This is a genomic window from Streptomyces sp. NPDC047108, assembly GCF_040643575.1.
Lineage (GTDB): Bacteria > Actinomycetota > Actinomycetes > Streptomycetales > Streptomycetaceae > Streptomyces.
Window position 1 is genome coordinate 555,155 of record NZ_JBEYUP010000001.1, and the last position, 21,341, is coordinate 576,495.

The 21,341-nt window shown below is 73.5% G+C and carries 20 protein-coding genes and 2 pseudogenes; 8 read left to right on the top strand and 14 right to left on the bottom strand.

Annotation, left to right across the window (positions count from 1 at the left end; all coding sequences use genetic code 11):
* Positions 1-189 precede the first annotated feature (189 nt).
* Positions 190-432, bottom strand: coding sequence for a DUF3263 domain-containing protein (locus ABZ822_RS02380; protein ID WP_360845883.1), 243 nt, complete (start codon positions 430-432; stop codon positions 190-192).
* A gap of 242 nt (positions 433-674) precedes the next feature.
* Here ABZ822_RS02380 and ABZ822_RS02385 point away from each other — a divergent pair, with 242 nt between their 5' ends.
* Positions 675-1,673: a sugar isomerase gene (locus ABZ822_RS02385; protein WP_360845885.1), complete on the top strand. Its 999-nt coding sequence runs from the start codon at positions 675-677 to the stop codon at positions 1,671-1,673.
* A gap of 188 nt (positions 1,674-1,861) precedes the next feature.
* Here ABZ822_RS02385 and ABZ822_RS02390 read toward each other — a convergent pair whose 3' ends face one another.
* On the bottom strand, positions 1,862-2,437 hold the full coding sequence (locus tag ABZ822_RS02390; protein ID WP_360845887.1) for a TerD family protein: 576 nt from the start codon (positions 2,435-2,437) through the stop codon (positions 1,862-1,864).
* 322 nt (positions 2,438-2,759) lie between these two features.
* On the opposite strand from ABZ822_RS02390, the gene arfB reads away from it, so the two are divergent.
* Entirely contained in the window at positions 2,760-3,185 is a 426-nt protein-coding gene (arfB, locus tag ABZ822_RS02395) for an alternative ribosome rescue aminoacyl-tRNA hydrolase ArfB (protein ID WP_360845889.1), read from the top strand.
* A 132-nt stretch (positions 3,186-3,317) separates the two neighbouring features.
* Here arfB and ABZ822_RS02400 read toward each other — a convergent pair whose 3' ends face one another.
* The gene (locus ABZ822_RS02400; protein ID WP_360845891.1) at positions 3,318-3,818 is read right to left on the bottom strand and encodes a flavin reductase family protein; all 501 of its coding nucleotides are present in this window, start codon (positions 3,816-3,818) and stop codon (positions 3,318-3,320) included.
* A gap of 360 nt (positions 3,819-4,178) precedes the next feature.
* Here ABZ822_RS02400 and cdgB point away from each other — a divergent pair, with 360 nt between their 5' ends.
* Positions 4,179-5,876 carry a diguanylate cyclase CdgB gene (cdgB, locus tag ABZ822_RS02405; RefSeq protein ID WP_360845893.1) on the top strand — a complete coding sequence of 566 codons (1,698 nt, stop codon included), beginning with the start codon at positions 4,179-4,181 and terminating at the stop codon, positions 5,874-5,876.
* Between the two features lie 472 nt (positions 5,877-6,348).
* Complete coding sequence (locus ABZ822_RS02410; protein WP_360846959.1) at positions 6,349-7,356, top strand: carbohydrate-binding protein; 1,008 nt, start codon at positions 6,349-6,351, stop codon at positions 7,354-7,356.
* Between the two features lie 178 nt (positions 7,357-7,534).
* On the opposite strand, the gene ABZ822_RS02415 is transcribed toward ABZ822_RS02410, so the two are convergent.
* The 4 genes from ABZ822_RS02415 to ABZ822_RS02430 form a co-directional block, all read right to left on the bottom strand.
* The gene (locus ABZ822_RS02415) at positions 7,535-8,464 is read right to left on the bottom strand and encodes a class II fructose-bisphosphate aldolase (RefSeq protein WP_360845895.1); all 930 of its coding nucleotides are present in this window, start codon (positions 8,462-8,464) and stop codon (positions 7,535-7,537) included.
* Positions 8,465-8,551: 87 nt separating this feature from the next.
* Positions 8,552-9,712: a 1-phosphofructokinase family hexose kinase gene (locus tag ABZ822_RS02420; RefSeq protein ID WP_360845897.1), complete on the bottom strand. Its 1,161-nt coding sequence runs from the start codon at positions 9,710-9,712 to the stop codon at positions 8,552-8,554.
* 176 nt (positions 9,713-9,888) lie between these two features.
* Positions 9,889-11,148 (bottom strand): N-acetylglucosamine-6-phosphate deacetylase, encoded by a 1,260-nt coding sequence (nagA, locus tag ABZ822_RS02425; protein WP_360845899.1) that lies wholly within the window; start codon positions 11,146-11,148, stop codon positions 9,889-9,891.
* Positions 11,148-12,080: an ROK family protein gene (locus tag ABZ822_RS02430; RefSeq protein ID WP_360845901.1), complete on the bottom strand. Its 933-nt coding sequence runs from the start codon at positions 12,078-12,080 to the stop codon at positions 11,148-11,150. The genes nagA and ABZ822_RS02430 overlap by 1 nt, the downstream gene beginning before the upstream one ends.
* Positions 12,081-12,591: 511 nt before the next feature.
* Between ABZ822_RS02430 and ABZ822_RS02435 the strand changes: the two genes are divergently transcribed.
* The 3 genes from ABZ822_RS02435 (at position 12,592) to ABZ822_RS02445 (ending at position 14,470) form a co-directional block, all read left to right on the top strand.
* The gene (locus tag ABZ822_RS02435) at positions 12,592-13,209 is read left to right on the top strand and encodes a GNAT family N-acetyltransferase (RefSeq protein WP_360845903.1); all 618 of its coding nucleotides are present in this window, start codon (positions 12,592-12,594) and stop codon (positions 13,207-13,209) included.
* 125 nt (positions 13,210-13,334) lie between these two features.
* Positions 13,335-13,949 carry a GNAT family N-acetyltransferase gene (locus tag ABZ822_RS02440; RefSeq protein WP_360845905.1) on the top strand — a complete coding sequence of 205 codons (615 nt, stop codon included), beginning with the start codon at positions 13,335-13,337 and terminating at the stop codon, positions 13,947-13,949.
* Between the two features lie 23 nt (positions 13,950-13,972).
* Positions 13,973-14,470, top strand: coding sequence for a hypothetical protein (locus tag ABZ822_RS02445; protein ID WP_360845907.1), 498 nt, complete (start codon positions 13,973-13,975; stop codon positions 14,468-14,470).
* Positions 14,471-14,483: 13 nt separating this feature from the next.
* Here ABZ822_RS02445 and ABZ822_RS02450 read toward each other — a convergent pair whose 3' ends face one another.
* Both ABZ822_RS02450 and ABZ822_RS02455 read right to left on the bottom strand, forming a co-directional pair.
* Positions 14,484-14,855 (bottom strand): hypothetical protein, encoded by a 372-nt coding sequence (locus tag ABZ822_RS02450; protein WP_360845909.1) that lies wholly within the window; start codon positions 14,853-14,855, stop codon positions 14,484-14,486.
* Between the two features lie 60 nt (positions 14,856-14,915).
* Positions 14,916-15,539 carry a pentapeptide repeat-containing protein gene (locus tag ABZ822_RS02455; protein WP_360845910.1) on the bottom strand — a complete coding sequence of 208 codons (624 nt, stop codon included), beginning with the start codon at positions 15,537-15,539 and terminating at the stop codon, positions 14,916-14,918.
* Positions 15,540-15,761: 222 nt separating this feature from the next.
* Here ABZ822_RS02455 and ABZ822_RS02460 point away from each other — a divergent pair.
* Positions 15,762-16,750: pseudogene (locus ABZ822_RS02460) on the top strand (zinc-binding dehydrogenase).
* Positions 16,751-16,882: 132 nt separating this feature from the next.
* Here ABZ822_RS02460 and ABZ822_RS02465 read toward each other — a convergent pair.
* From ABZ822_RS02465 to ugpC, 5 genes and pseudogenes are all read right to left on the bottom strand, one after another.
* Positions 16,883-17,347, bottom strand: a pseudogene (locus tag ABZ822_RS02465) (GNAT family N-acetyltransferase); the annotation flags it as partial.
* Positions 17,348-17,436: 89 nt separating this feature from the next.
* The gene (locus tag ABZ822_RS02470) at positions 17,437-18,615 is read right to left on the bottom strand and encodes an FAD-dependent monooxygenase (protein ID WP_360846962.1); all 1,179 of its coding nucleotides are present in this window, start codon (positions 18,613-18,615) and stop codon (positions 17,437-17,439) included.
* Positions 18,616-18,685: 70 nt separating this feature from the next.
* Positions 18,686-19,441 carry a nucleotidyltransferase family protein gene (locus tag ABZ822_RS02475; RefSeq protein WP_360845912.1) on the bottom strand — a complete coding sequence of 252 codons (756 nt, stop codon included), beginning with the start codon at positions 19,439-19,441 and terminating at the stop codon, positions 18,686-18,688.
* A 118-nt stretch (positions 19,442-19,559) separates the two neighbouring features.
* On the bottom strand, positions 19,560-19,976 hold the full coding sequence (locus ABZ822_RS02480; protein WP_360845915.1) for a hypothetical protein: 417 nt from the start codon (positions 19,974-19,976) through the stop codon (positions 19,560-19,562).
* Positions 19,977-20,195: 219 nt separating this feature from the next.
* Positions 20,196-21,335: a sn-glycerol-3-phosphate ABC transporter ATP-binding protein UgpC gene (ugpC, locus tag ABZ822_RS02485; protein WP_360845917.1), complete on the bottom strand. Its 1,140-nt coding sequence runs from the start codon at positions 21,333-21,335 to the stop codon at positions 20,196-20,198.
* Positions 21,336-21,341: the final 6 nt, after the last annotated feature.

The following is a 21,341-nucleotide window of genomic DNA, read 5'->3' on the forward strand; positions in this document are numbered from 1 at the left end:
CCGCAGGATCGCGCCGGGCCCGCTCCGTGCCGCCGGGGGGCGACGTCGCGGCCACGGTCACCCCGCCGCTCCATGGGCTGCACGGAGGGTGGCCGTCCGCGGCTCGGACCGGCGGGCGCGCGGGGAGGAGCGGTGACCGGTGGACGCGCGTCGGTCGGCGCCCGCGGGTGCGGGCGGGACCAGTGGACCTCAGCGGTTCGCGCGACGCGCGGCGCGGACGCGGCGCAGGCGGTTGACCGTGACGGGGTCGTGGGCGAGCGCGCGCGGGTCGTCGAGCAGGGCGTTCAGGAGCTGGTAGTAGCGGGTCGGGGAGAGGCCGAGCCGCTCCCGTATCACCCGTTCCTTCGCTCCGGGCCCGGACCAGCTGCGGCGCTCCACGGCGAGCACGGCACGGTCCCGGTCGGACAGCCCGTCGCTCTGGCCCTGCGTCATGTGGCTCACTCTAGCCGCCGCGTCCGACACCGCCCGGCCCGTGCCGGGCCCGCGCCAGGCCCGCCGCCGACGGGGCGGGAATCGCGTACGCCGCACAGATCCCGCCGCCAACTCCCGCCCAGGTCCGTACCTTTGCTGTCGGCTGGAAAGCCGCTCTTCCCTCCGCCTGACCCGGCCTGCTATCCACGACGGGTGGCCGGTACCCCGACCTGCCCCTCACCGCACCGAAGGAGCACCCGACCATGCCGGAGCCCGAGCAGCCCCCCACGTCCCGCACCGCGGCCGAGATCGCCACCCAGCCCGGCTGCTGGCGGCGCGCGGCGGAGGCCGCCGCCTCCGGGAAGGGTCTGCCACGACCGGGCGAGCGGGTGGCCGTCACCGGATGCGGCACGTCGTGGTTCATGGCGCAGGCGTACGCGGCGCTGCGCGAGGCCGCGGGGCAGGGCGAGACCGACGCCTTCGCGTCCTCGGAGTTCCCCCGGCTCGCGCCCGGGCCGGGACGTGACGGGCGGGTGTACGACCGGGTCGTCGCCATCACGCGTTCGGGCACCACCACCGAGGTCCTGGATCTGCTGACCGGGCTGCGCGAGCGTCCCGCCACTCCGGCCACCACCGCCCTGACCGCCGACCCGAAGACCCCGGTGATGGAGGCCGCCGACGCCGTCGCCGTACTGGACTGGGCGGACGAGGAGTCGGTCGTCCAGACCCGGTTCGCGACCACGGCCCTGGCGTTTCTGCGGGCCGGCCTGGAGGTGCACGGTCCGCTCCCCGCGGGGGTGAAGACGGTCGCCGAGGCCGCCGTCGACGCCGAACTCGCCGTCACCCAGCCGCTGCCGGAGGCAGCTGTCACCGCCGAGCAGTGGACCTTCCTCGGACGGGGCTGGACCTACGGGCTCGCGCAGGAGGCGGGGCTGAAGATGCGCGAGGCGGCGGGGGCCTGGACCGAGTCGTACCCGGCGATGGAGTACCGGCACGGGCCGATCTCGATCACCGGGCCGGGGCGCGTGGCGTGGATGTTCGGATCGCTTCCGGAGGGGCTGGCCGCCGACGTGGCACGGGTGGGCGGCACGCTGCTCGCCGACTCCGACAGCGCGACGGGGCCGCGGGCGCTGGACCCCATGGCGGACCTGATCCGGGCGCAGCGGCTGGCGGTCGCGGTGGCCGAGGCGCGGGAGTTCGACCCGGACCGGCCGAGGAACCTCACGCGGAGCGTGATCCTCGCGGGACAGCCCGAAGGCTGAGCGAAGCCCCGCACCCGGGCTCTCCCCGGGCTGCTCGTCCCTCCCATGCCGCATCGCGCACGGGAGGGACGCGAGAGGGCCGGCCCGTGCGGGCCGGCCCTCCTCCCCTGCTGCGCGCGCCGGGCGCGCCGGTGCCGCGGGACGGCTCACGCCGCCTGGGCACCGCCGTCATGCGTCGGCGTCGGGTGTCAGACGTTGACGCCGAAGTCCTGAGCGATGCCGGTGAGGCCGGACGCGTAGCCTTGGCCGACCGCGCGGAACTTCCACTCCGCGCCGTTCCGGTACAGCTCGCCGAAGACCATGGCGGTCTCGGTGGCCGCGTCCTCGCTGAGGTCGTAGCGTGCGATCTCGGCGCCGCCCGCCTGGTTGACGATGCGGATGTACGCGTTGCGCACCTGGCCGAAGTTCTGGCTGCGGGACTCGGCGTCGTAGATGGAGACCGGGAAGACGATCTTCTCGACGGTGGCGGGCAGACCGGCCAGGTTCACATTGATGGCCTCGTCGTCGCCCGCACCCTCGCCGGTGCGGTTGTCGCCGGTGTGCACGATCGTCTGGTCCGGCGTCGACTTGTTGTTGAAGAAGACGAAGTGGCCGTCGGAGACGACCTTCCCGCCCCCGTCGACCGCGATCGCGCTCGCGTCGAGGTCGAAGTCCGTGCCGGTGGTGGTCCGGACGTCCCAGCCGAGGCCGACCGTGACGGCGGTGAGGCCCGGCGCCTCCTTCGTGAGCGAGACGTTGCCGCCCTTGGACAGGCTTACAGCCATGGGATGTCCCTTTCCTCGTCATCGTGGTGCGGGCTCCGTGCCGGTGACGAAGCTACCGTCACCCTCCACAACGCCAGGACGGCATCGTGAGGTTCCACCCGGCTTTACTTTCTTTACGAACCTTGTGCGCCCCGGACCCGACCGGCCGCCGCGCCCGCGACCGCAACCCGCGCCTCCGACCGCAACCCGCGCCTCCGACCGCGACCCGCGCCCGCCCGCTACTCGCGCGCCCGCACCCGACCGGCGGCCCTCCCCGTACCCGTCCGCACCCGGCCGGAAAAAGCGGATGCCATCGGCGTCCTCGGCCGGGATCATGGAGGGCATGTCCGGGCCCTACGTCATCCGCGGTTCGGTCTCCCTCCCGGAGGCCGAGCTCATCTGGCGTTTCTCCCGCTCCTCGGGACCCGGCGGCCAGCACGTCAACACCTCGGACAGCCAGGTCGAGCTGCGCTTCGACCTCGCCCGCACCGAGGCGTTGCCGCCGGTGTGGAAGGAGCGCGCGCTGGAGCGGCTGGCCGGGCGCCTGGTGGACGGTGTGGTGTCGGTGCGGTCGTCCGAGCACCGCTCGCAGTGGCGCAACCGCGAGACCGCGGCCGTACGTCTCGCCGCCCTCCTGGCCGAGGCGACCGCGCCGCCGCCGAAGCCCCGCCGCAAGACCCGCGTCCCGCGAGGCATCAACGAGCGGCGGCTGCGGGAGAAGAAGCAGCGCGGCCAGACCAAGCGCGGGCGCAGCGGCCGCGACTGGTAGACGCACCCGCCGGCGGGCCCGGACGCGGGACACCCCGGTCCTGAACTGGGGGAAATCCGAACTCGGCGTTCTCTTACGGGAGTTACGGCGCTTTCGAAGCTCGAGGAACCCGGGGACGGGGTGACCCGGCCCCTAGTCCAGCCTCCGGTAGCGCCCCCGGAAGTACGTGAGCGGCCCGCCCTCCGCGCTCGGCGTGCGGGCGCCCAGCACCCGTCCGATCACCAGCGTGTGGTCCCCCGCCAGGACCCGGTTCTCCGTACGGCACTCCAGCACCGCGAGCGCTCCGCCCACGAGGGGTGCCCCGGCCGTCGTCCCGCGCTCGTACGCGATGTCCTCGAAGAGCAGCCGGTCGCTGATCCGGCCCTTCATGGAGAAGCGGCCGGCGATGTGGCGCTGGCTCTCCGACAGCACGGACACCGCCCACAGCGGCTGACGCTCCAGGAGCTCGTCCATCCGCGAATCGTTGCGAACGCTCACCATGACGAGCGGCGGGTCAAGTGACACCGACATGAACGCGGTCGCCGTCATGCCGACGTCCTCGCCCCGCGGGCCGTCCTCGGGATCGAACGCTGTCACGAGCACCACGCCCGACGCGAGCCGGGACATGGCGGCGCGGAATTGGTCGTCGCTCACCCCATCAGCATGGAGGATGGTCTCGGTACGCGGGTGCGGGGTCTTCGGCAACACGCGAAGAACGCTAGCGGCCGGCTCCGCTCAGCCGCATCGGACCCTGGACCCAGCCGGGACCTAGGCCGTACGGCGTACCTGCGCATTCATGCACGACGTGCCGGGCGAATTCCGAATTTGCGTTCAGGAACCGTAGAAGTCCTCCCATGCCAAACCCCCAACCCCCCACCACATCCTGTGACTTGAGTCACAGCAGGCGGTAATTGTTGACCCTGTGTACCGAGTGGGCAGCTCGCTGTGATTCAGTGGCCGTGGCAATGGATGTCTGACCCTGGATTTGCTGTCAGGTCTCGGGGGGTGCGAGCGATGGAGACGGAGTCGGAGCCCTACGTCCGGCTCGCAACCCTGCGTCAATTGCATCACGTCGTGGCGGACCTCAACACCGCCCGCAGCCTCGCCGACACTCTGCAGACGGTCGCCGACGGCGTCATCAACGGCCTGGGTTACGAGCTGTCCGCCGTGAACCTCGTACGCCCCGACGGGCACCTCGTCGTCGCCGCCGTCGCCGGCAGCGCGGGCGCCGAGGCCCTCATGGCGGGCCGCGTGGGCAACCGCACCGCCTGGGACCGCTGGCTCTCCATGGGCGAGCACTGGGGCGCGCTGCGCTTCATCCCGCACACCGAGGGCTGGGTGCTGGACGACGACGACATCCCGCAGTGGCGCAACGACGGGCCCGAGCCGCGCTTCGCCGACGACTGGCACCCCCGCGACCGGCTGCTGGCCCCGATGTACTCCGCCGGTGACGAACTCCTCGGCGTGATCACGGTCGACCGGCCGCGCAACGGCCGCAGGCCGGGCCCCTGGGGCCGCGAGGCGCTGCAGATGTACGCCTTCCAGGCCGCCATCGCCATCAGCAACGCCCGGCTGCGGGCCAACATGCAGCGCGCCCTCGTACGGCTGGAGCGCGAGCAGCAGGCCCTGCGCGCCAGCGAGGAGTCGTTCCGGCAGGCCTTCGAGTACGCGCCCAGCGGCATGGCGATCGCCGAGATGGGCGGCGACCAGCACGGCCGTCTCCTGCGCGCCAACGACGCGCTGTGCCGCCTGCTCGGCCGCCCGGCCGCCGCCATGCGCCGCTACTCCTTCTCCGACCTGGTGCACCCCGAGGACATCGGCACCCTGCTGCGCACCTCCGCCGAGGGCGGCCGCGCCGAGCTGCGCCTCGCCCGCCGCGACGGCACCTACGTGTGGGTGTCGCTGCGCAACTCCGTGGTCGCGGACGCCGCCGACGGGCCGCGCTTCCTGCTCACCCACGTCGAGGACATCGAGGAACGCAAGCGCCACGAGCTGCAGCTCGCGCACCGCGCCAGCCATGACTCGCTGACCGGGCTCCCCAACAGCGCCGAGCTGCGGGCCCGTCTCGGTGCCCGGCTGTGCGCCCGGCCGCCGCTGCCGTCGCAGCACGGGCCGAGCAGCCAGACCTTCGACGTGTCGCAGGGCGAGTTCGGCGGTGCCGCGTACGGGCCGCCGGCCGAGGTGGAGACCGATGAACTCGGCTTCCGCTCGGACGGGTTCGACTCCCCGTTCCCGGGGAGGGCAGGGCCTCCCGTGGCGCCGTTCGACCACCATGTGCACACCGTCGCGCCGCCCGAGGGCGAGGAGGACGACGGCACGAAGGGCCTCGCCGTCCTCTTCTGCGACCTCGACGGCTTCAAGTCGATCAACGACCGCTTCGGCCACCACACCGGTGACGCCGTGCTCATCGAGGTCGCCCGCCGGCTCACGGGCGGCGTGCGGGACGGGGACACGGTCGCCCGCCTCGGCGGTGACGAGTTCGTCGTCCTCGCCGACGGCCTGGGCCGCGCCGACGCCCAGGACCTCGCCGTCCGGCTGCGGAACGCGATCATCCCGCCGATCCGGGTGGACGGCCGCGCGGTCCGCGTCGGCGCCAGCTTCGGCATCGGCTGGGCGAGCTGCGGCATGTCGGCCGAGGAGGTCCTCCAGTCCGCGGACCAGCGGATGTACGTGGAGAAGCGCTCCCGCTCCAAGGCCCGCCGCGCGGGCTGAGTACCCTCCGGCGGCGGACCGCCGGAGGCCAGGGGCACAGCCCGGGGCCAGAGGCCAGGGGCACAGCCCGGGGGCAGATCTCAGGTCTGCGGTCAGGATCGGCCCCCGGCGCGCCCGGCAGCCGACGGAGCTCGGGCGGCACACCGCGCACCCTTCGCAGCGTGAGACGCCTCACCCTCCGCACCCCACCGCATGGGGATTCCCAGGCAGGGTAGGGGCGCCGGAGCCGCGCACGGTGGGCACCTCTTTCCGGTACGGCAAGCAGGGAACGGCGGGCACCGCGACCCGGTACGCTCGACCGGTCGGCGAGGTGCAGTACGGGGATCGTGATCGCCGGTGAATCGATCATGAACATTGGCCATCCGGACAGCGGAAGACCTGTCAGGGGCACCCCGGCCCTGATAGGAGCTGTCCTGGACGCTCCGCATCGGGAGCGCCGGTGGCCCGCTATCAGTTGGGAAGTGACAAGGGGATGACGGCCGGGAACAACGGGACGGGCACGCCTGACGGGTCGGGCACGCCTGAGAACGACGACCCGTTCGCCTACCTGTACCGCTCGGAGGGCGGTGACGGCGACACGCAGCCGACCGCTCCGACCGGCGGCTACGGCTACCCCGGTCCCGCCCAGCCCGGCGTCCCCCGCACCTCCTACCACCAGGTCTCGCGGGTCGGCGAGCGCCGCTACGGGCAGGGCCAGTACACCCAGCCCGGCCAGCAGGCGTACGGCCAGCAGCCCCCCGGGCAGTCGGCGTACGGCCAGCAGGCCAATCCGCACTACGCCGCCCCCGAGACGCTGCCCGGCGGGCAGGGCCACTCCACGCCGCCCCCGGGTGACTTCGGCGGGCGCGGCGGCGGGCGCGGGCCCAACCGGGGCCTGCTCATCGGTGCGATCGCCGTCGTCGCCGTGGTGGTCGGGGCCATCGGCATCGCGATCATGACGAACAGCGGCGAGGACTCCGGCGACGACGCGGGCGCCTCCGGCGGCTCGACCCCCGCCGAGAGCGTCGAGCCCGGCAAGGACAAGCCGAACAAGCCGGCGCGCGGCCTGCCGAAGGAGGACGCGGCCAGCCTCCGCATCGACGGCGCGGCGGCCACCGCCTCGGACATCAAGGGCGCCTTCAGTTCCACGGGCGCCTATGTGGGCATGAACGCGCCCGGCGCGGCGGCCACCTGGAACACCAAGGTGGCGAAGGCCGGGGAGTACAAGCTGTACGTCCGCTACGGGGTGCCCGGCAAGGACGCCGACCTCACGCTGTCGGTGAACGGCAAGCCCGACCCCCGGGCGATGAACATGGAGAACTTCGCCAACGCGCCCGAGGGCGACTACGAGAAGGGCTGGGCCAACACCTGGTCCGTCGTGCGGCTGGACAAGGGCGCCAACACGATCAAGCTCTCGTGCGAGTCGGGCAACCGGTGCGACGTCAACCTCGACCAGCTCGTGTTGCGGCCCAAGGGGGGCGAGGCACCGGCGGGTTGGTGACCCGGACGTTCCCCGGCCGGGCACTCCCGGTCGGTGAGGGCCCCCCCCGCCGGTGAGGGCCCCCGGCCGGTGAGGGCCCCCGGCCGGTGAGGGCCCCCGGCCGCTGAGGGCCCCCCGGCCGGTGAGTGCGCTCCCCTACGGGTGACGGTGCGGCCTCTACCGGTGAAGGTGCGGCCTCTCAGGCTCCGCCGGGCTCCCCGCCCGCGCCGCTCACGTCGTCACGGACACCGTCCCCGGTGCCGCCACCGACCGTCCGCAGAAAGCGGTCCACCGTGTGCGCCATCGCCTCGCGCGCGGGCGCCAGGTACTTCCGGGGGTCGACGACCCGCCCGTTGGCCTCCAAGAACGCCCGTACGGTGCCGGTGTACGCGGTGTTGAGGGCCGTACCGACGTTGATCTTCGACATGCCGGACGCGACCGCGCGGCGCAGCTCCATGTCCGGGACGCCCGACGACCCATGCAGCACCAGCGGTACGGGGACGGCGTCCCTGAGGCGGGCGATGAGCGCGTGGTCCAGCTCGGCGGTGCGTTCGGTCATGGCGTGCGAACTGCCGACGGCGACGGCGAGCGCGTCCACACCCGTGGCGTCGACGTAGGCCGCCGCCTCCGCCGGATCCGTCCGTACGCCCGGTGCGTGCGCGTCGAGGGTCGCGACGTCCGGCCCCGGCCCGTCGCCCTCCTTGCCGCCGACCGCGCCCAGCTCGGCCTCCACCCAGAGCCCGCGCTCATGGCCCCAGCGGACGGCCTCCGCCGTCGCCTTGACGTTGTCGGCGTAGCCCCGCTTCGAGGCGTCGAACATCACCGAGCCGAAGCCCTCGGCGTGCGCGGCGTGGAGCAGGTCGACCGACTCGACGTGGTCGAGATGGAGCGCGAGCCGGGCGCTCGACGCCCGCGCGACGGCGGCGGTGGCGGCGGCCAGCGGCCCGAGGCGTCCGCCGTGGAATCTCACGGCGTTCTCGGAGATCTGCAGGACCGCGGGCAGGCCGGCGGCTTCCGCGCCCGCCGCGACGGCCTCGGCGTGTTCCAGCGTGATCACGTTGAAGGCCGCGACGGCACGGCCCTCCGCGCGAGCCCGAGCGACCAGGTCTCCTGTGCCGACGAGTGGCATGCGCCCCCCAGACGTGGGCCGTTGCGGCCCGGTTGTGCCGGACGTCCGCCGCGACCGACCGGGAGGTCCGTCCGCGGACCCTCCCGGTCAGACCGGGACGTCCGACCGGTCCAGAACCTCGACCTGCGGAAGCAGGTCCTCGTACGTCGTGTGGTCGAACTCGCCCGCCACCGGCGCCTGTACGGTCGCCGCCGACAGGGCCACGGCACGCGCCAGGCGGTCCGGCCATGCCAAGCCCTCCACCAGGCCCGACAGCAGTCCGGCCACGGCGGAGTCGCCCGCTCCGGTCGGGTTGCCCGCGAAGCGGCGCGGGGGCGCCGCCTGCCAGCTCCCGTCGGCGGTCGCCGCGAACATCCCGTCGGAACCCAGCGAGGCGACGACGGCCCGGGCACCGCGGCGGCGGGCGTCGAGCGCGGCACGGATGGGCTCGGTGGAGCCGGTGAGTCCGGCCAGTTCGTCGGTGTTGGGCTTGACGAGGTCGGGGCGCGCGGCGATCCCGCGCCGCAACGGCTCACCGCTGGTGTCGAGGAGGACGGGCACGCCCGCAGCCTGTGCGTCGCGGACGAGCCGGGCGTACGAGCCGACGGGCAGGCCCGGCGGCAGACTGCCGCACAGCGCGACGGCCGTGGCCTCGCCGAGGAGCGCGGTGTACGTGTGCAGGAAGGCGTCCCACTCGGCACGGCCGATGGTCGGGCCGGGTTCGTTGAGCTGCGTGGTCTCGCCGGATCCGGCGTCGACGACCCCGACGGTGCGCCGCGTGGTCCCCTCGATGAGCGTGAGCGCGTCGAGCAGACGACCGTGGCGGCGGTGTCCGTCCGGCGACGGCGCGGTGCCGGGGGCGCCGCCCGGGAGGCGCTGGGGCGGTACGGCCGCCAGGGACCGGTCGGCGGACCCTTCGAACGCCGGGCCTCCGAACGCCGAGCCTCCGGGGAAGGTTCCGAAGGCGGCCCCGTGTGCGGAGCCTTCGGGCACGGAGCCTTCGGGCGCGGACTCCGGCGGCGGGTCCGCCGGCGGCCCGAGGACGGCGTCGGCCGCGAGCAGTTCCCGCAGCTTCTCGCCCGTCCGGCCGCCCACGAAGCCGGTGACGACCGCGCAGTGGCCGAGCGACGCGAGGACACGGGCCACGTTCAGGCCCTTGCCGCCGGGCCGCTCCGACACCTCGGAGACCCGGTGCGAGGCGGCGGGCCGCAGGTGGGGGACGCGATAGGTGATGTCGAGGGCCGCGTTGAGCGTGACTGTGAGGATCAACGGCTCCCCCTCCCGTATGTCGGTGGTGCCCCGTGAGGTCCCGGTTCCACCGGGCCCACCCGGACCTTCCGTCGTCGCGAACGCCGACCCGTCCGCGCCCGTCCGGGTGCGCAGCGATCATGCCACCGGGGCCTTCGGGCGGGCGAGACCTCTGACCGGGCCAATCGGAGCCCGGATCAGGACAGTTCAGGTGAAACCACCCATTTTCCCTTGCGCATGACGCCGACCGGCCGGAAGTCCCCGTCCAGCACGACCAGGTCGGCGTCCTTGCCCGGCTCCAGCGAACCGATCCGGTCGTACGCGCCGAGCAGCCGGGCCGGGGCCGCCGACACCGCCTCGACGACCTGCGCGACGGGCAGGCCGTCGACGGTGACGGCCCGCCGGAACGCCCTGTCCAGCGTCAGCGTCGAGCCCGCGATCGACCCTCCGTCCACGAGCCGGGCCACGCCGTCCGCGACCTCCACCTCCATCCCGCCCAGCCGGTAGCGGCCGTCGCCCTTCCCGGCCGCGCTCATGGCGTCGGTGACGAAGGCGACCCGGGAGGCTCCGGCACGGTGGAAGGCGAGTCCGAGGACGGCGGGGTGGAGGTGGACTCCGTCGTTGATCAGCTCGACGGTGACCCGCTCGTCCTCCAGCAGCGCGGCGATGGGCCCCGGCGCGCGATGGGCGAGCGGCGGCATCGCGTTGAACAGGTGGGTCGCCACGGTGGCGCCCGCGTCGATGGCCCGGAGCGTCGCCTCGTACGAGCCGTCGGTGTGGCCGACGGCCGCGACCACGCCCTGGTCGGCGAGCAGCCGCACCGACTCCAGACCCCCGGGCAGTTCGGGCGCGAGCGTCATCATCATCGCGGCACCGCGCGCCGCGTCGACCAGCTTCCGTACGTCCGCGGGGTCGGGGTCGCGCAGCAGCGAGGGCTCGTGGGCGCCGCACCGGTTGCGCGCGATGAAGGGACCTTCGAAGTGGATGCCCGCGAGGTCGCCCTGCTCGACGAGTTCGGAGAGGGCGGACGCCTGCTGGGCCAGGCTGTCGAGGTCGCCGGTGACGGTCGAGGCGACCGTCGTCGTCGTACCGTGACGCCGGTGGGTCGCGACGGCCTTCAGGGCCTGCTCGGCGCTCCCCGCGGAGAAGGAGGCGCCGCCGCCGCCGTGCACATGGATGTCGACGAAGCCGGGGACGATCCAGTGGTCGCCCGGCAGGGAGAGGATCGCGCCGCCCTCGACGCCCGCACGCGGGGCCGAGGTCCCGTCCTCGGGCCGGGGCGAGGTCCGGTCCGCGGCGCCGTGCGAGGTCCGGTCCGCGGCGCCGGGCGGCGTCAGGCCCCCGGCGTACGGCGCGATGGTGCGGCCGTCGACGGCGACAGCGCCGCCCTCGACGACGCCCGTCGGCAGCACCACCCGCGCGCCGGCCAGGACCTGGACTGCCTTGTGAGCCACCATCAGGCGGTTACCTCCGCGGAGAGACGATCCCAGGCGAGCAGGCCCGCGCCCAGGCAACCGGCGATGTCCCCGAGGGCCGCCGGGACGATGTGGGGGACGGTCTGGAAGGTGATCCGTTCCTCGACGGCGGCGCGCAGCGGGACGAACAACGTGTCCGCGGCCTCCGCCAGACCGCCGCCGACGATCACGGTGTGCGGGTCGAGCAGGGTGAGACCGGTGACGAGGCCGTCGGCGAGGGCACCGATCGCCTCGTCCCACACCGCCCGCGCCCGCGGATCCCCCGACTCGACGGCCTTCGCGCAGTCCGCCGCGTCCGCCTCCGGGTCACCGCTCGCGGCCGCCCAGGCGCGCGCCACGGCCGAGGCGGAGGCCAGGGTCTCCAGGCAGCCGGCCTGGCCGCAGCCGCAGGGCGGTCCCCCGGGGCGTACGACGATGTGGCCGATCTCGCCCGCGCACCCGTGGGCCCCGGCCTCGATCCGGCCCTCGATGCCGATCGCACCGGCGATGCCGGTGCCCAGCGGGAGGAACAGGAAGCGGTCGGCACCCCGCCCCGCGCCGAGGCGGCCCTCGGCGAGGCCACCGGTGCGGACGTCGTGGCCGAGGGCGACCGGGGCGCCGCCGAGCCGTTCGGCCAGCAGCGCGCGCAACGGTACGTCCCGCCAGCCGATGTTGGCCGCGTACACGGCCGTACCCGCCGCCTCGTCCACGATGCCCGGGACCGCCACACCGGCCGCGGACGCGGCCTCGCCGCATCGCGCGAGGCTCTCGCTCCGCAGCTCCTCGGCGAAGTCGAGGACGGAGGCGACGACGGCATCGGGCCCGCGCTCACGGCCGGTGGGCCGCCGGGCCTCGTGGAGCAGCGCGCCGTCCGCCGCCACGAGGGCGGCCTTCATGCCGGTGCCGCCCACGTCGAGGGCGATGACGTTTCTCACGGGGACAGTCTCGCGCGGGACCGACCAAGAGGTCTAGTCCACTCGCAGGCCCGTACCGGGCGAACCTTCACCCGCACGGTGAACCCGCAGCACGCGGGCGCACGGCGTGTGCGCGCCGCGCCGCCCCGCGCGGAGGGCGCGCGCGGGCGCGCCGCCGGTGCGCTGAGGGCGACGTGCGCGGGCGGTGCGCAGGCGGCACGACGAGAGACCGGCGCCCTGTCGCGGGAGGGGGATGCGCGTGGGCGTCGGCGGCGCGGCCGGCCGCGCGACGCACGTGTGCGTTGCGCGGCCGCCTTCCTGAACGCATGACGCGGGAAGGGGATCCGGGCTGCCACGTGCGGGACCCCGGCCGTGCCGAGCGCGGGTTGCCTGACCTCCGGCCACCGGGGGCGCGGGCTGCCCGGCGGCGGGTTCGGGGCGTTCGGCCGGCTCCGGGGTACGGGACCCCGCCTCCCCGAGCGGCGGAAAACCGATCGCGCCCCGCCCGTAGCCCCCGTTAGGGTCCGGCCCCGTGGAAATCCTGAGCTTTCCGGAGGCGGACACTCCGCCTGCCTTGCGCATCCAGGTCCTCGAACTGCAGGAGGAAGCCTGGCCGTCCGAGGCCGGAGCCGCGCCGCCCGCCCACCGGCTCAGCCACGATCCGGCCCTGCGCCCCCGGTCCGTACTGCTCATCGACAGCGACCGCGACGGCGACAACACCCGCACCGTGCTCGCCGCGCTCGACATCCTCTCGAAGGAGATCGTCCATGCCGGCCGCCGCTACTCGGCCGCCGGGCTCAGCACCGTCGCCACGCGTGCCGCCGTACGCGGGCAGGGCCTCGGCCGGCGGCTCGTGATCGCGGCCCGCGAGGAGATGGCCCGCCAGGGCACGGCCGAGGGGGCGGTCGACGTGGGCCTGTTCACCTGCGACCGGCCGCTGCAGGCGTTCTACGAGAGCGCGGGCTGGCACGTCCTTCCCGGCACGGTCCTCATCGGCGGGACGCCGGAGGCCCCCTTCCCCAGCGACCGGCCCGGGTTCGACAAGGTGACCATGGCCTGCTTCTTCTCGGAGGCGAGCCGCGCACACGAGGCGTCCTTCCGCGGCGCCCGTGTCGAGCTGTACCCCGGCGAGATCGACAAGCTCTGGTGACGCGACGACTCCCCGTACCGCCGGGCACCCCGTCCCGTACGAGCCGTACGGGCGCGCGTGACCGCCGGGCCGTACGGCACGCGCGCCGGGCGGCCCGTCCGCGCGCCCGGCGTTAGCGTCGACGCATGATCCTGGAACCGCTCACGCTGTCCGACGACGAGACGCACGGGCCCCACGGCCTGCCCGCGCCCCTGCTCGACGAGCTGACCGCGCTCTACCGTTCCGACCCCGTCTTCCAGCGCATCAGCGGCGACTTCCCCGACCCGGAGGACATCCGCCCCGAACAGGTCGCGGCGAGCCTCCGGGAGGAGCTGGAGCACCCGGCCGCCGAGGTGCTGCTCGGCCGCGAGGGCCACCGTCTGCTGGGCGTCGCCATCACGCTCGCCGAGCACCCCGACCCCGACGACCCCGACCCCTGGATCGGCCTGCTGATGGTGCACGGTCAGGAGCAACGGACGGGATACGGACGGGAATTGGCCGGGCTGGTGGAGGAGCGGCTGCGGGCCGAGGGCCATGAGGGCATCCGCCTGGCCGTGCTGGAGAACAATCCGCGGGCGCTGGCCTTCTGGGCCTCGCTCGGCTACGAGGTCATCGACCACCGCGAGGACCGGCGGCTCCACCGGCCGTGCGCGGTGCTGCGCAAGGACCTCGGCCGACCGTCCCCCCGGAACGGCTCGGGCAGCAGGCGCGCCGAAAGCGGCGGAGGCGGTCCGGGCGGCTTCCCGGGCGTACGGCCCTGAGAGGAGGGTGACACCATCGAGGCGTGATCGACCTCGGCTACTCGCTCTCATCCCGCTTTCCCGACCCTCCGCAGACGGACTACCGGAGTGCGGACGTCGCCGCCCTGCGGCACGACCTGTTCTGCGGGGACGTGTATCTCGCCGACACGGAGAAGGACGCGGAACTGTCCACAGCCTGGGGATGGGTGCCCGTGCTCGACTTCGCGTGGGCCCTGTGCGACATCGCGGAGCGGCTCGACCGCGACCCTCGCGGGAGCCGGTCGCATCAATCGCAGTACGCGGAACTCGACTTCACCGAGTCCGCGGACCGCATGGTCTTCGAGCGCCGCTTCGGCTGGGTCGACGTCTCGGCGGACTGGCAGCCCGCGGAGGAACCGCCGCTCACGTTCAACCACGCGGCGCTGCGCCGCGAGGCCCGCGACTTTCTTCAGGATCTGGTCGCGGACCTCACGGACATGCATGACGCCCTTGCGGGCAATCCCGTCGTCTGGGACCTCCAAGCACGTTTCCCCCGGGTCTGAATCGGCATATCGGTCAGGCCCGTCGCAGACGAACGGCCAGGCCGTGGCCGATCGCCAGGTACATCACGGCGGGCAGACCGTAATTGAGAAGGACACGCAGCCCCTCGGTCTCCATGGTGAAAATGTCCTGCGACCATCCGGCGAGGAAATCCGCCATGCCGTGCACGAATTCGACGAATACGTTCGCCTGATTCGCTTCCAGGAGATACAGCACGATCCACAGGCCCAGGAATCCTGCGGCGATGTCCGCGATCGTGTGGATGATGAGGGCCGCCCGGTTTGCTCCTGTGCCGGGCGGATTTCCGCGGTACGCGCCGTTCCCCCGATAGGGGTCGCTTCCGCGGTACGGATCGTTTACGGGTACGGGCTCACGGCTGTTGTCCATGTCCCCGTTGATAGCCGACTCCGCCCACGGGAAACCACCCCCGGGCCTTGCGATTCGATATCAGTCACCGGGATTCGCGACCCGTACGCCGATCTGCGCGGCGAATGCCGGTGCCAATTCGAGGAGTTGGGCCGGACTGATGACGGCTCCGGCCAATCGGTCCACGCCGCGCGCAATGTCCAGTTCGGCCACCTCCCGCAGATCCACCTCATTCATGCGGGCATTACTGAAATCGACCTGGCGCAGGATGCAGTCCCGGAAGACGACCCGCTCCAACTGGGCTCCCGCGAAGTCCGCGTCGACCAGCACACATCCCTCGAAGACGACGTCCTTGAGCTTCGCGCCCCGGAGGTTGAGATAGTCGATCTTGCCGCCGCGCACGACGAGCCGCTCCATGACGGAACCGTGCATCTGCACCCCGCCCAACCGGGCGTCGGTGAGCGTCACATCGCGCAGCACGGCCCCCGCCAGGTCGGTGCCGATACCGCGCATCTCCTCCAGCTCGGTGTCGATGAACCGCGCCCCCGTCAGGCGCGTCTCGTCGAGGCCGCAGCGGCGCAGCGCGCAGTCCAGGAAGCGGGCGTCCCGCCCGTTCTGCCCGGCGAGGTCGAGGTCCGCGAAGAGCAGGCCCTCGTAGTCACCCTCGCCCTCGAGCCCGCCCTCGGCGAACGGCTGCAGCTCCATACGTCTCTCCCGCTGTCCGGTCTGCGTCATACCCGCCCCCATCGTGCAGGCACCCACTGACAACGGCGCCGGACGGGGCTCCGGATGCGGCTGTTGACCTCAAGCAAGCTTGAGGTCGCAGAGTTGCGCCGGGCAGCTCCGCACCCCGGTGACCGCGGCGAACGAGCCGTCCCTGCCCGCCCCGACCGTCCCCGCCTGCCCCGACCGACCCGGGAGTCCGCCATGCATGCGATCCGCCAGTACGCCTTCGGCCCGGCCGAGAACCTGCGGTACGAGAAGACCGAGGACCCGGAACCCGGCCCCGGCCAGGTCCGGGTCGCGGTCGCCGCCGCCGGCGTGCACCTGCTGGACACCTCCCTCCGCCAGGGCGCGGCAGGCCCGTATCCGCCTCCCCCTCTGCCGATGACACCGGGCCGTGAGGTCGCCGGCACGGTCGACGGACTCGGCGAGGACGTCCCCGGCGACCTGCTCGGCCGCCAGGTCGTCGTCCATCTCGGGCGCTTCCCCGTCCACGGTGGCTACGCCGAACTGACCGTGGCGGACGCCGCGTCCCTCCACCTCGTCCCGGACGGGCTCCCACCGGAGAAGGCCGTCGCCATGATCGGCACGGGCCGTACGGCTCTCGGCATCCTGGACCTGGCCGCCGTCACGCCGGACGACGTGGTGCTGGTCACCGCCGCCGCCGGCGGGCTCGGCACCCTCTTCGTGCAGTACGCGCGCGGCGTGGGGGCCACGGTCGTCGGCACCGCGGGCGGACCGGCCAAGACCGCGACCGTACGGGCCAACGGCGCGGACGTCGCGGTCGACTACGACATGCCGGGCTGGGCGGACGAGGTCCGCACCGCCCTCGGCCCCCGCACCGTCACCCTCGCGCTCGACGGCGTCGGCGGCGCCGCGGGCCGCACCGTGTTCGGCCTCCTCGGGCGCGGCGGCCGCCACGTCGTGTACGGCTGGGCCCCCGGCAGCGCCGTCACGGAACCCGACGAGGCCGAGCTGTCCGAGCGCGGCGTCACGTCCGAGGTCGGCTCGCGGGTCCGCGTATGCTCGCCCGCCCCGGCGGTCTGCGCAGCCTGGAGACGGCCGCGCTGGAGGCGGTCACGGAAGGACGGCTGGACCCCGCGCTGACGGCCTTCCCGCTCGCGCGGGCCGCGGACGCGCACCGCGCCCTGGAGTCACGCGGGACGACCGGCAAGGTCGTCCTGATCCCCTGAGGCCGCAGCGGCGCCGCCCGCCCCCGTCCCGTCGCCGGAGGCCGTGACCGGACCCGTCCCTGCACCGCGGACGCCCGTCCCGGTGCCGGAGGCGCCCGCCCCGGTCGCGGACGCGGCCGTCCCGTCGCCGGACGCGGCCAGCTCCGACAGCGGGCCGCCGGTGAGACGGAAGCCGGTCCACTCGTCCAGGGGCACGGCGCCGAGCGACCGGTAGAAGTCGATCGACGGGGTGTTCCAGTCGAGCACGGACCAGTCGAGACGGGCGTAGCCGCGCTCGGCGCAGAGACGGGCCAGCTCGGCCAGGAGCGCCTTGCCGTGGCCGCGGCCGCGGGCCTCGGGGCGGACGTAGAGGTCCTCCAGGTGGATGCCGTGGACGCCGGTCCAGGTCGAGAAGTTGAGGAACCAGAGCGCGAAGCCCTCGGTCCGGCCGTCCGTCTCCGCGATGTGCGCGAACGCCGCGGGCCGGTCGCAGAAGAGCGCACGCCGGATCTGCTCCTCGGTCGCCTCCACTTCGTGCTCCGCCTTCTCGTAGGCGGCGAGCTCGCGGATCATGGCGACGACGGCGGGGACGTCCCCGGGCGTGGCGGTACGGATCATCCGCCCAGGCTATGACCGGCCCCGCCCCCGCCGCGGCGGCGCAGATCACATCCGCGACGCCCGGACACCCGCGCCCGGTGCGCCGCGTATCAGCGGCCGTCGGCGCCCGCGCCGTGCAGCCAGGCCACCTTCGCGTACAGGTCCTCCTGCGACAGCGACGTCAGCATCGCGTTCCGTCGCGCCGCCTCCGCACCAGCCGGGTGGTAGAGCAGCGTCCCCATGTCCCGCGACACGAGCTGGGCGCGGGAGGTGCGTACCCGGCGGCCCTCCGCGTACGCCGTCAGCGTCCGCGGCACCTCGTCCTCACCGCGGCCGCGCAGCGACTCGCCCAGGAACACCGCGTCCTCCAGCGCCATGCACGCGCCCTGGGCGGCGTACTGCAGCATGGGGTGCGCGGCGTCGCCGAGCAGGGACACGCGGCCGTCGGTCCAGCCGTCGACCGGGTCGCGGTCGCAGAGGACCCAGCGCCGCCAGTCCTCGCCCAGCTCCAGAAGCTGCTGCGCGGTGGCCCCGAGGCCGGGGAACTCCCCCAGTACACGGGCGCGTTCGGCCGGAACTCCCGTGACCACCTCGCGTGCCCCGTCGTCCCGTACGGCGGCGAGGTTGAGGAACGCGCCGTGCCCGATCGGGTAGTGGACGAAGTGCCAGAGGGGACCGGCCCACAACGTGACCGTGTTCCAGCGGAGTTGGCCGGGAACCCGCTCCATCGGGATGACGGACCGGTAGATGGTGTGACCCGAGACGTGCGGCTCGCCGTCCCCCACGAGCTGCGCCCGCACCGCCGACCGGATCCCGTCGGCACCGATCAGCGCCGCCCCGGTGACGCGCTCCCCGGTACCGAGGACGGCCGTCACGCCGGCGCCGTCCTGCTCGTACGAGACGACCGGGCTGCCGGCGCGCAGCACCACTCCGGAGGCGGTGCGGCAGGCGGCCAGCAGCGGCTCGTACAGGTCGTTGCGGTGGACGACGACGTACGGGTTGCCGAACCGCGTCCGGTACGCGCCGGTGAGCCGCATGCTCGCGACGCGCTCCCCCGTCGTCCCGTCCATGAACCGCAACTCGTCGATATGGACGGCCCGTTCGCGTACGGCATCCCCCACGCCGAGGTGGTCGAGGGCACGGAAGGCGTTGGGGGCGAGCTGGATCCCGGCGCCGAGTTCGGCGAAGGCGTCGCGGCGCTCCAGCACGGTCGCGCGGTGCCCGCACCGGGCCACACCGAGCGCGGCCGCGAGCCCACCGATACCGCCTCCGGCGATGAGGACGTCCACACTCTCCACCTCCCTTCGCCCTTCTCGCGCCCGGGGCCGGGCGCGCAGCGTCACGGCCCCGGGGACGCGCTCAACTCCGGGCCGCGGCCAGCTCCTCGGCCGCCTCGTCGAGATCCTTCGCGGTGTCGATCGCCCGCCAGTAGGCGCCCTGCGGGAGCGGGAATCCGGCGAGGCGCCGCTCGCGCGCGAGGCGGGGAAAGGTCGTCCGCTCGTGGTCGCCCCGCTCGGGGAGCAGTCCGGTGAAGGCGGGCGCGAAGACGTAGACGCCGGCATTGATGAGGTACGGCGAGGGCGGGGCCTCGACGAAGTCCACGATCCGGCCGAACTCGTTGGTCTCCACGGCCCCCCACGGCATGCGCGGCCGGGACAGCGCCAGCGTGGCGAGCGCGTCACGCTCCTCGTGGAAGGCGGCCATCTCGCGCAGGGAGAAACGGGTCCAGATGTCGCCGTTCATGGCGTACCAGGGGCGGTCGGGCTCCGGGAGCGACGCGGCCGCGTACCGGAGGCCGCCGCCGCGGCCGAGCGGCTCCTCCTCGACCACGGTCGTCACGCGCAGCGGGAGCCGGCCCGCCCGGGAGGCGAGCCAGTCCTGGAGGACCCGGGCGAGGTGCCCGCACGAGACGACGGCGTCCGTGACGCCCTCGGCCGCCATCCAGGCCAGTTGGTGGCCGATGATCGGGGTCCCGGTCCCGGGAATCTCGACCATCGGCTTGGGACGGTCGTCGGTGTACGGACGCAGCCGCGCCCCCTGGCCACCGGCCAGGACCACGGCCTGCGTCGGAGAGGGGTGGCCGTCGCCGCGGCCCGCACGCTGCTCTTCTGTCATGTTTCGCACCTTATGCGCAGGAGCGGCATGCAGAAATGCGGAGCGGCGGAACACGAGGGAGCGGAGCGGGAACGGGGAGGGGCGGAGAGCGGCGGGCCCGGACCTCGGGCCCGCCGCCTCAGCTCGCGTCCTGCGCCACGCCGTACGCGAAGGAGGTGTCGCACACCGGGCGGGAGAAGCCCTGCGCCTTGCGGGGGCCGTACTTCGAGACGGCCGCACGCCCGAGCGCGCGGGCGATCGACGCGCAGTGACGGGCCAGCGAGGGACGGGCCTCGGTCGCTTCCTGGAGACCGGTGAGCGCGGCGCCTGGATCCTTCTCCTGGAGCTCCGCGAGCAGCCGGTCCCGCAGGACGTCCTGCGGCGCGCGGGACACGGCACGCGTGGAGGCATTCTCCGCGGAGGCGGTGAGCACCTGGGTGTCGGCGTCGGGCGCCGCCCACGGAACACGGGCGACCGCGAGCGTGCCCGACAGCACCAGGACGACGGGGAGGACAAGTGCGAGGGTTCTGCCGATACGGCGGGCTGCTTGGTTCACGCGGAGATCGTAGCGAGAGGTAGTGATTTGGCGACATTTAGTCACCCTGTCGAGCTACGGATCCCGAGCCGGTCCGTTCAGCGGGTTGACGCACAGAACCGAAAAGCCTGAAGTGTCCCTGGATGTACCGCGGCGCCGCACACCACGCGGAGTGGTGTGCGGCGCCGCGTACCTCGATGCGACGACGGTCCGGGGCCGGAACGTCCGTCGGCCGGAACGTCAGTCGGTCAGGCGCTCGCCGGTGGACGTGGAGAACACGTGGGTCTCGCCCGCACGCGGAACGACGTGCAGCGTCGAGCCCTTCTCCGGAACCTGGCGGCCGCTGACGCGCACCACGAGGTCCTTGCGCTCGCCGCCGCCGACCTCGGCGGTGCCGTAGACGTAGCCGTCGGCGCCGAGTTCCTCGACGACGTTGACCGTGATGGCCAGACCTGCGGGGGCGTCCGCGGACTCCTTCGACAGCGAACCCGCGGCGCCGCCGTTCTGCTCGACGACGTCGAAGTGCTCGGGGCGGACGCCGACGGTGACGGTGCGGTCGCCCTTGTCGGCCGCGGTCGACAGCGCCTCGCGGGACACCGGCACCACGCTGTTGCCGAACTTCACGCCGCCGTCGGTGATCGGCACCTCGACGAGGTTCATGGCCGGGGAGCCGATGAAGCCGGCGACGAAGAGGTTGGCCGGGCGGTCGTACATGTTGCGCGGCGAGTCGACCTGCTGCAGCAGACCGTCCTTGAGGACCGCCACGCGGTCGCCCATGGTCATGGCCTCGACCTGGTCGTGGGTGACGTAGACGGTGGTGATGCCGAGCCGGCGCTGCAGGCTCGCGATCTGCGTACGGGTCTGGACGCGGAGCTTGGCGTCGAGGTTCGACAGCGGCTCGTCCATGAGGAAGACCTGCGGCTCACGCACGATCGCCCGGCCCATCGCCACACGCTGGCGCTGACCGCCGGAGAGCGCCTTCGGCTTGCGGCCGAGGTACTCGGTGAGGTCGAGGATCTTCGCCGCGTCCTCGACCTTCTTGCGGATCTCCGCCTTGTTGACCCCGGCGATCTTGAGCGCGAAGCCCATGTTGTCGGCCACGGTCATGTGCGGGTAGAGCGCGTAGTTCTGGAACACCATGGCGATGTCCCGGTCCTTCGGAGGGAGGTGGGTGACGTCGCGGTCACCGATGCGGATCGATCCGCCGTTGACGTCCTCGAGCCCCGCGAGCATCCGCAGGGAGGTGGACTTGCCGCAGCCGGACGGGCCGACGAGGACGAGGAATTCGCCGTCCTCGATCTGGATGTCGAGCTTGTCGACGGCGGGCTTGTCGGAACCCGGGTAGATCCGGGTAGCGCTGTCGTACGTGACCGTAGCCATGGTGTT

What these genes read in the sequence shown, in the direction of transcription:
- ABZ822_RS02380 (WP_360845883.1), bottom strand. Translation starts at nt 432, where the DNA reads ATGACGCAGGGCCAGAGCGACGGGCTGTCCGACCGGGACCGTGCCGTG.
- ABZ822_RS02385 (WP_360845885.1), top strand. Translation starts at nt 675, where the DNA reads ATGCCGGAGCCCGAGCAGCCCCCCACGTCCCGCACCGCGGCCGAGATC.
- ABZ822_RS02390 (WP_360845887.1), bottom strand. Translation starts at nt 2,437, where the DNA reads ATGGCTGTAAGCCTGTCCAAGGGCGGCAACGTCTCGCTCACGAAGGAG.
- arfB (WP_360845889.1), top strand. Translation starts at nt 2,760, where the DNA reads ATGTCCGGGCCCTACGTCATCCGCGGTTCGGTCTCCCTCCCGGAGGCC.
- cdgB (WP_360845893.1), top strand. Translation starts at nt 4,179, where the DNA reads ATGGAGACGGAGTCGGAGCCCTACGTCCGGCTCGCAACCCTGCGTCAA.
- ABZ822_RS02410 (WP_360846959.1), top strand. Translation starts at nt 6,349, where the DNA reads ATGACGGCCGGGAACAACGGGACGGGCACGCCTGACGGGTCGGGCACG.
- ABZ822_RS02415 (WP_360845895.1), bottom strand. Translation starts at nt 8,464, where the DNA reads ATGCCACTCGTCGGCACAGGAGACCTGGTCGCTCGGGCTCGCGCGGAG.
- nagA (WP_360845899.1), bottom strand. Translation starts at nt 11,148, where the DNA reads ATGGTGGCTCACAAGGCAGTCCAGGTCCTGGCCGGCGCGCGGGTGGTG.
- ABZ822_RS02440 (WP_360845905.1), top strand. Translation starts at nt 13,335, where the DNA reads ATGATCCTGGAACCGCTCACGCTGTCCGACGACGAGACGCACGGGCCC.
- ABZ822_RS02450 (WP_360845909.1), bottom strand. Translation starts at nt 14,855, where the DNA reads ATGGACAACAGCCGTGAGCCCGTACCCGTAAACGATCCGTACCGCGGA.
- ABZ822_RS02455 (WP_360845910.1), bottom strand. Translation starts at nt 15,539, where the DNA reads ATGGAGCTGCAGCCGTTCGCCGAGGGCGGGCTCGAGGGCGAGGGTGAC.
- ABZ822_RS02475 (WP_360845912.1), bottom strand. Translation starts at nt 19,441, where the DNA reads ATGACAGAAGAGCAGCGTGCGGGCCGCGGCGACGGCCACCCCTCTCCG.
- ugpC (WP_360845917.1), bottom strand. Translation starts at nt 21,335, where the DNA reads ATGGCTACGGTCACGTACGACAGCGCTACCCGGATCTACCCGGGTTCC.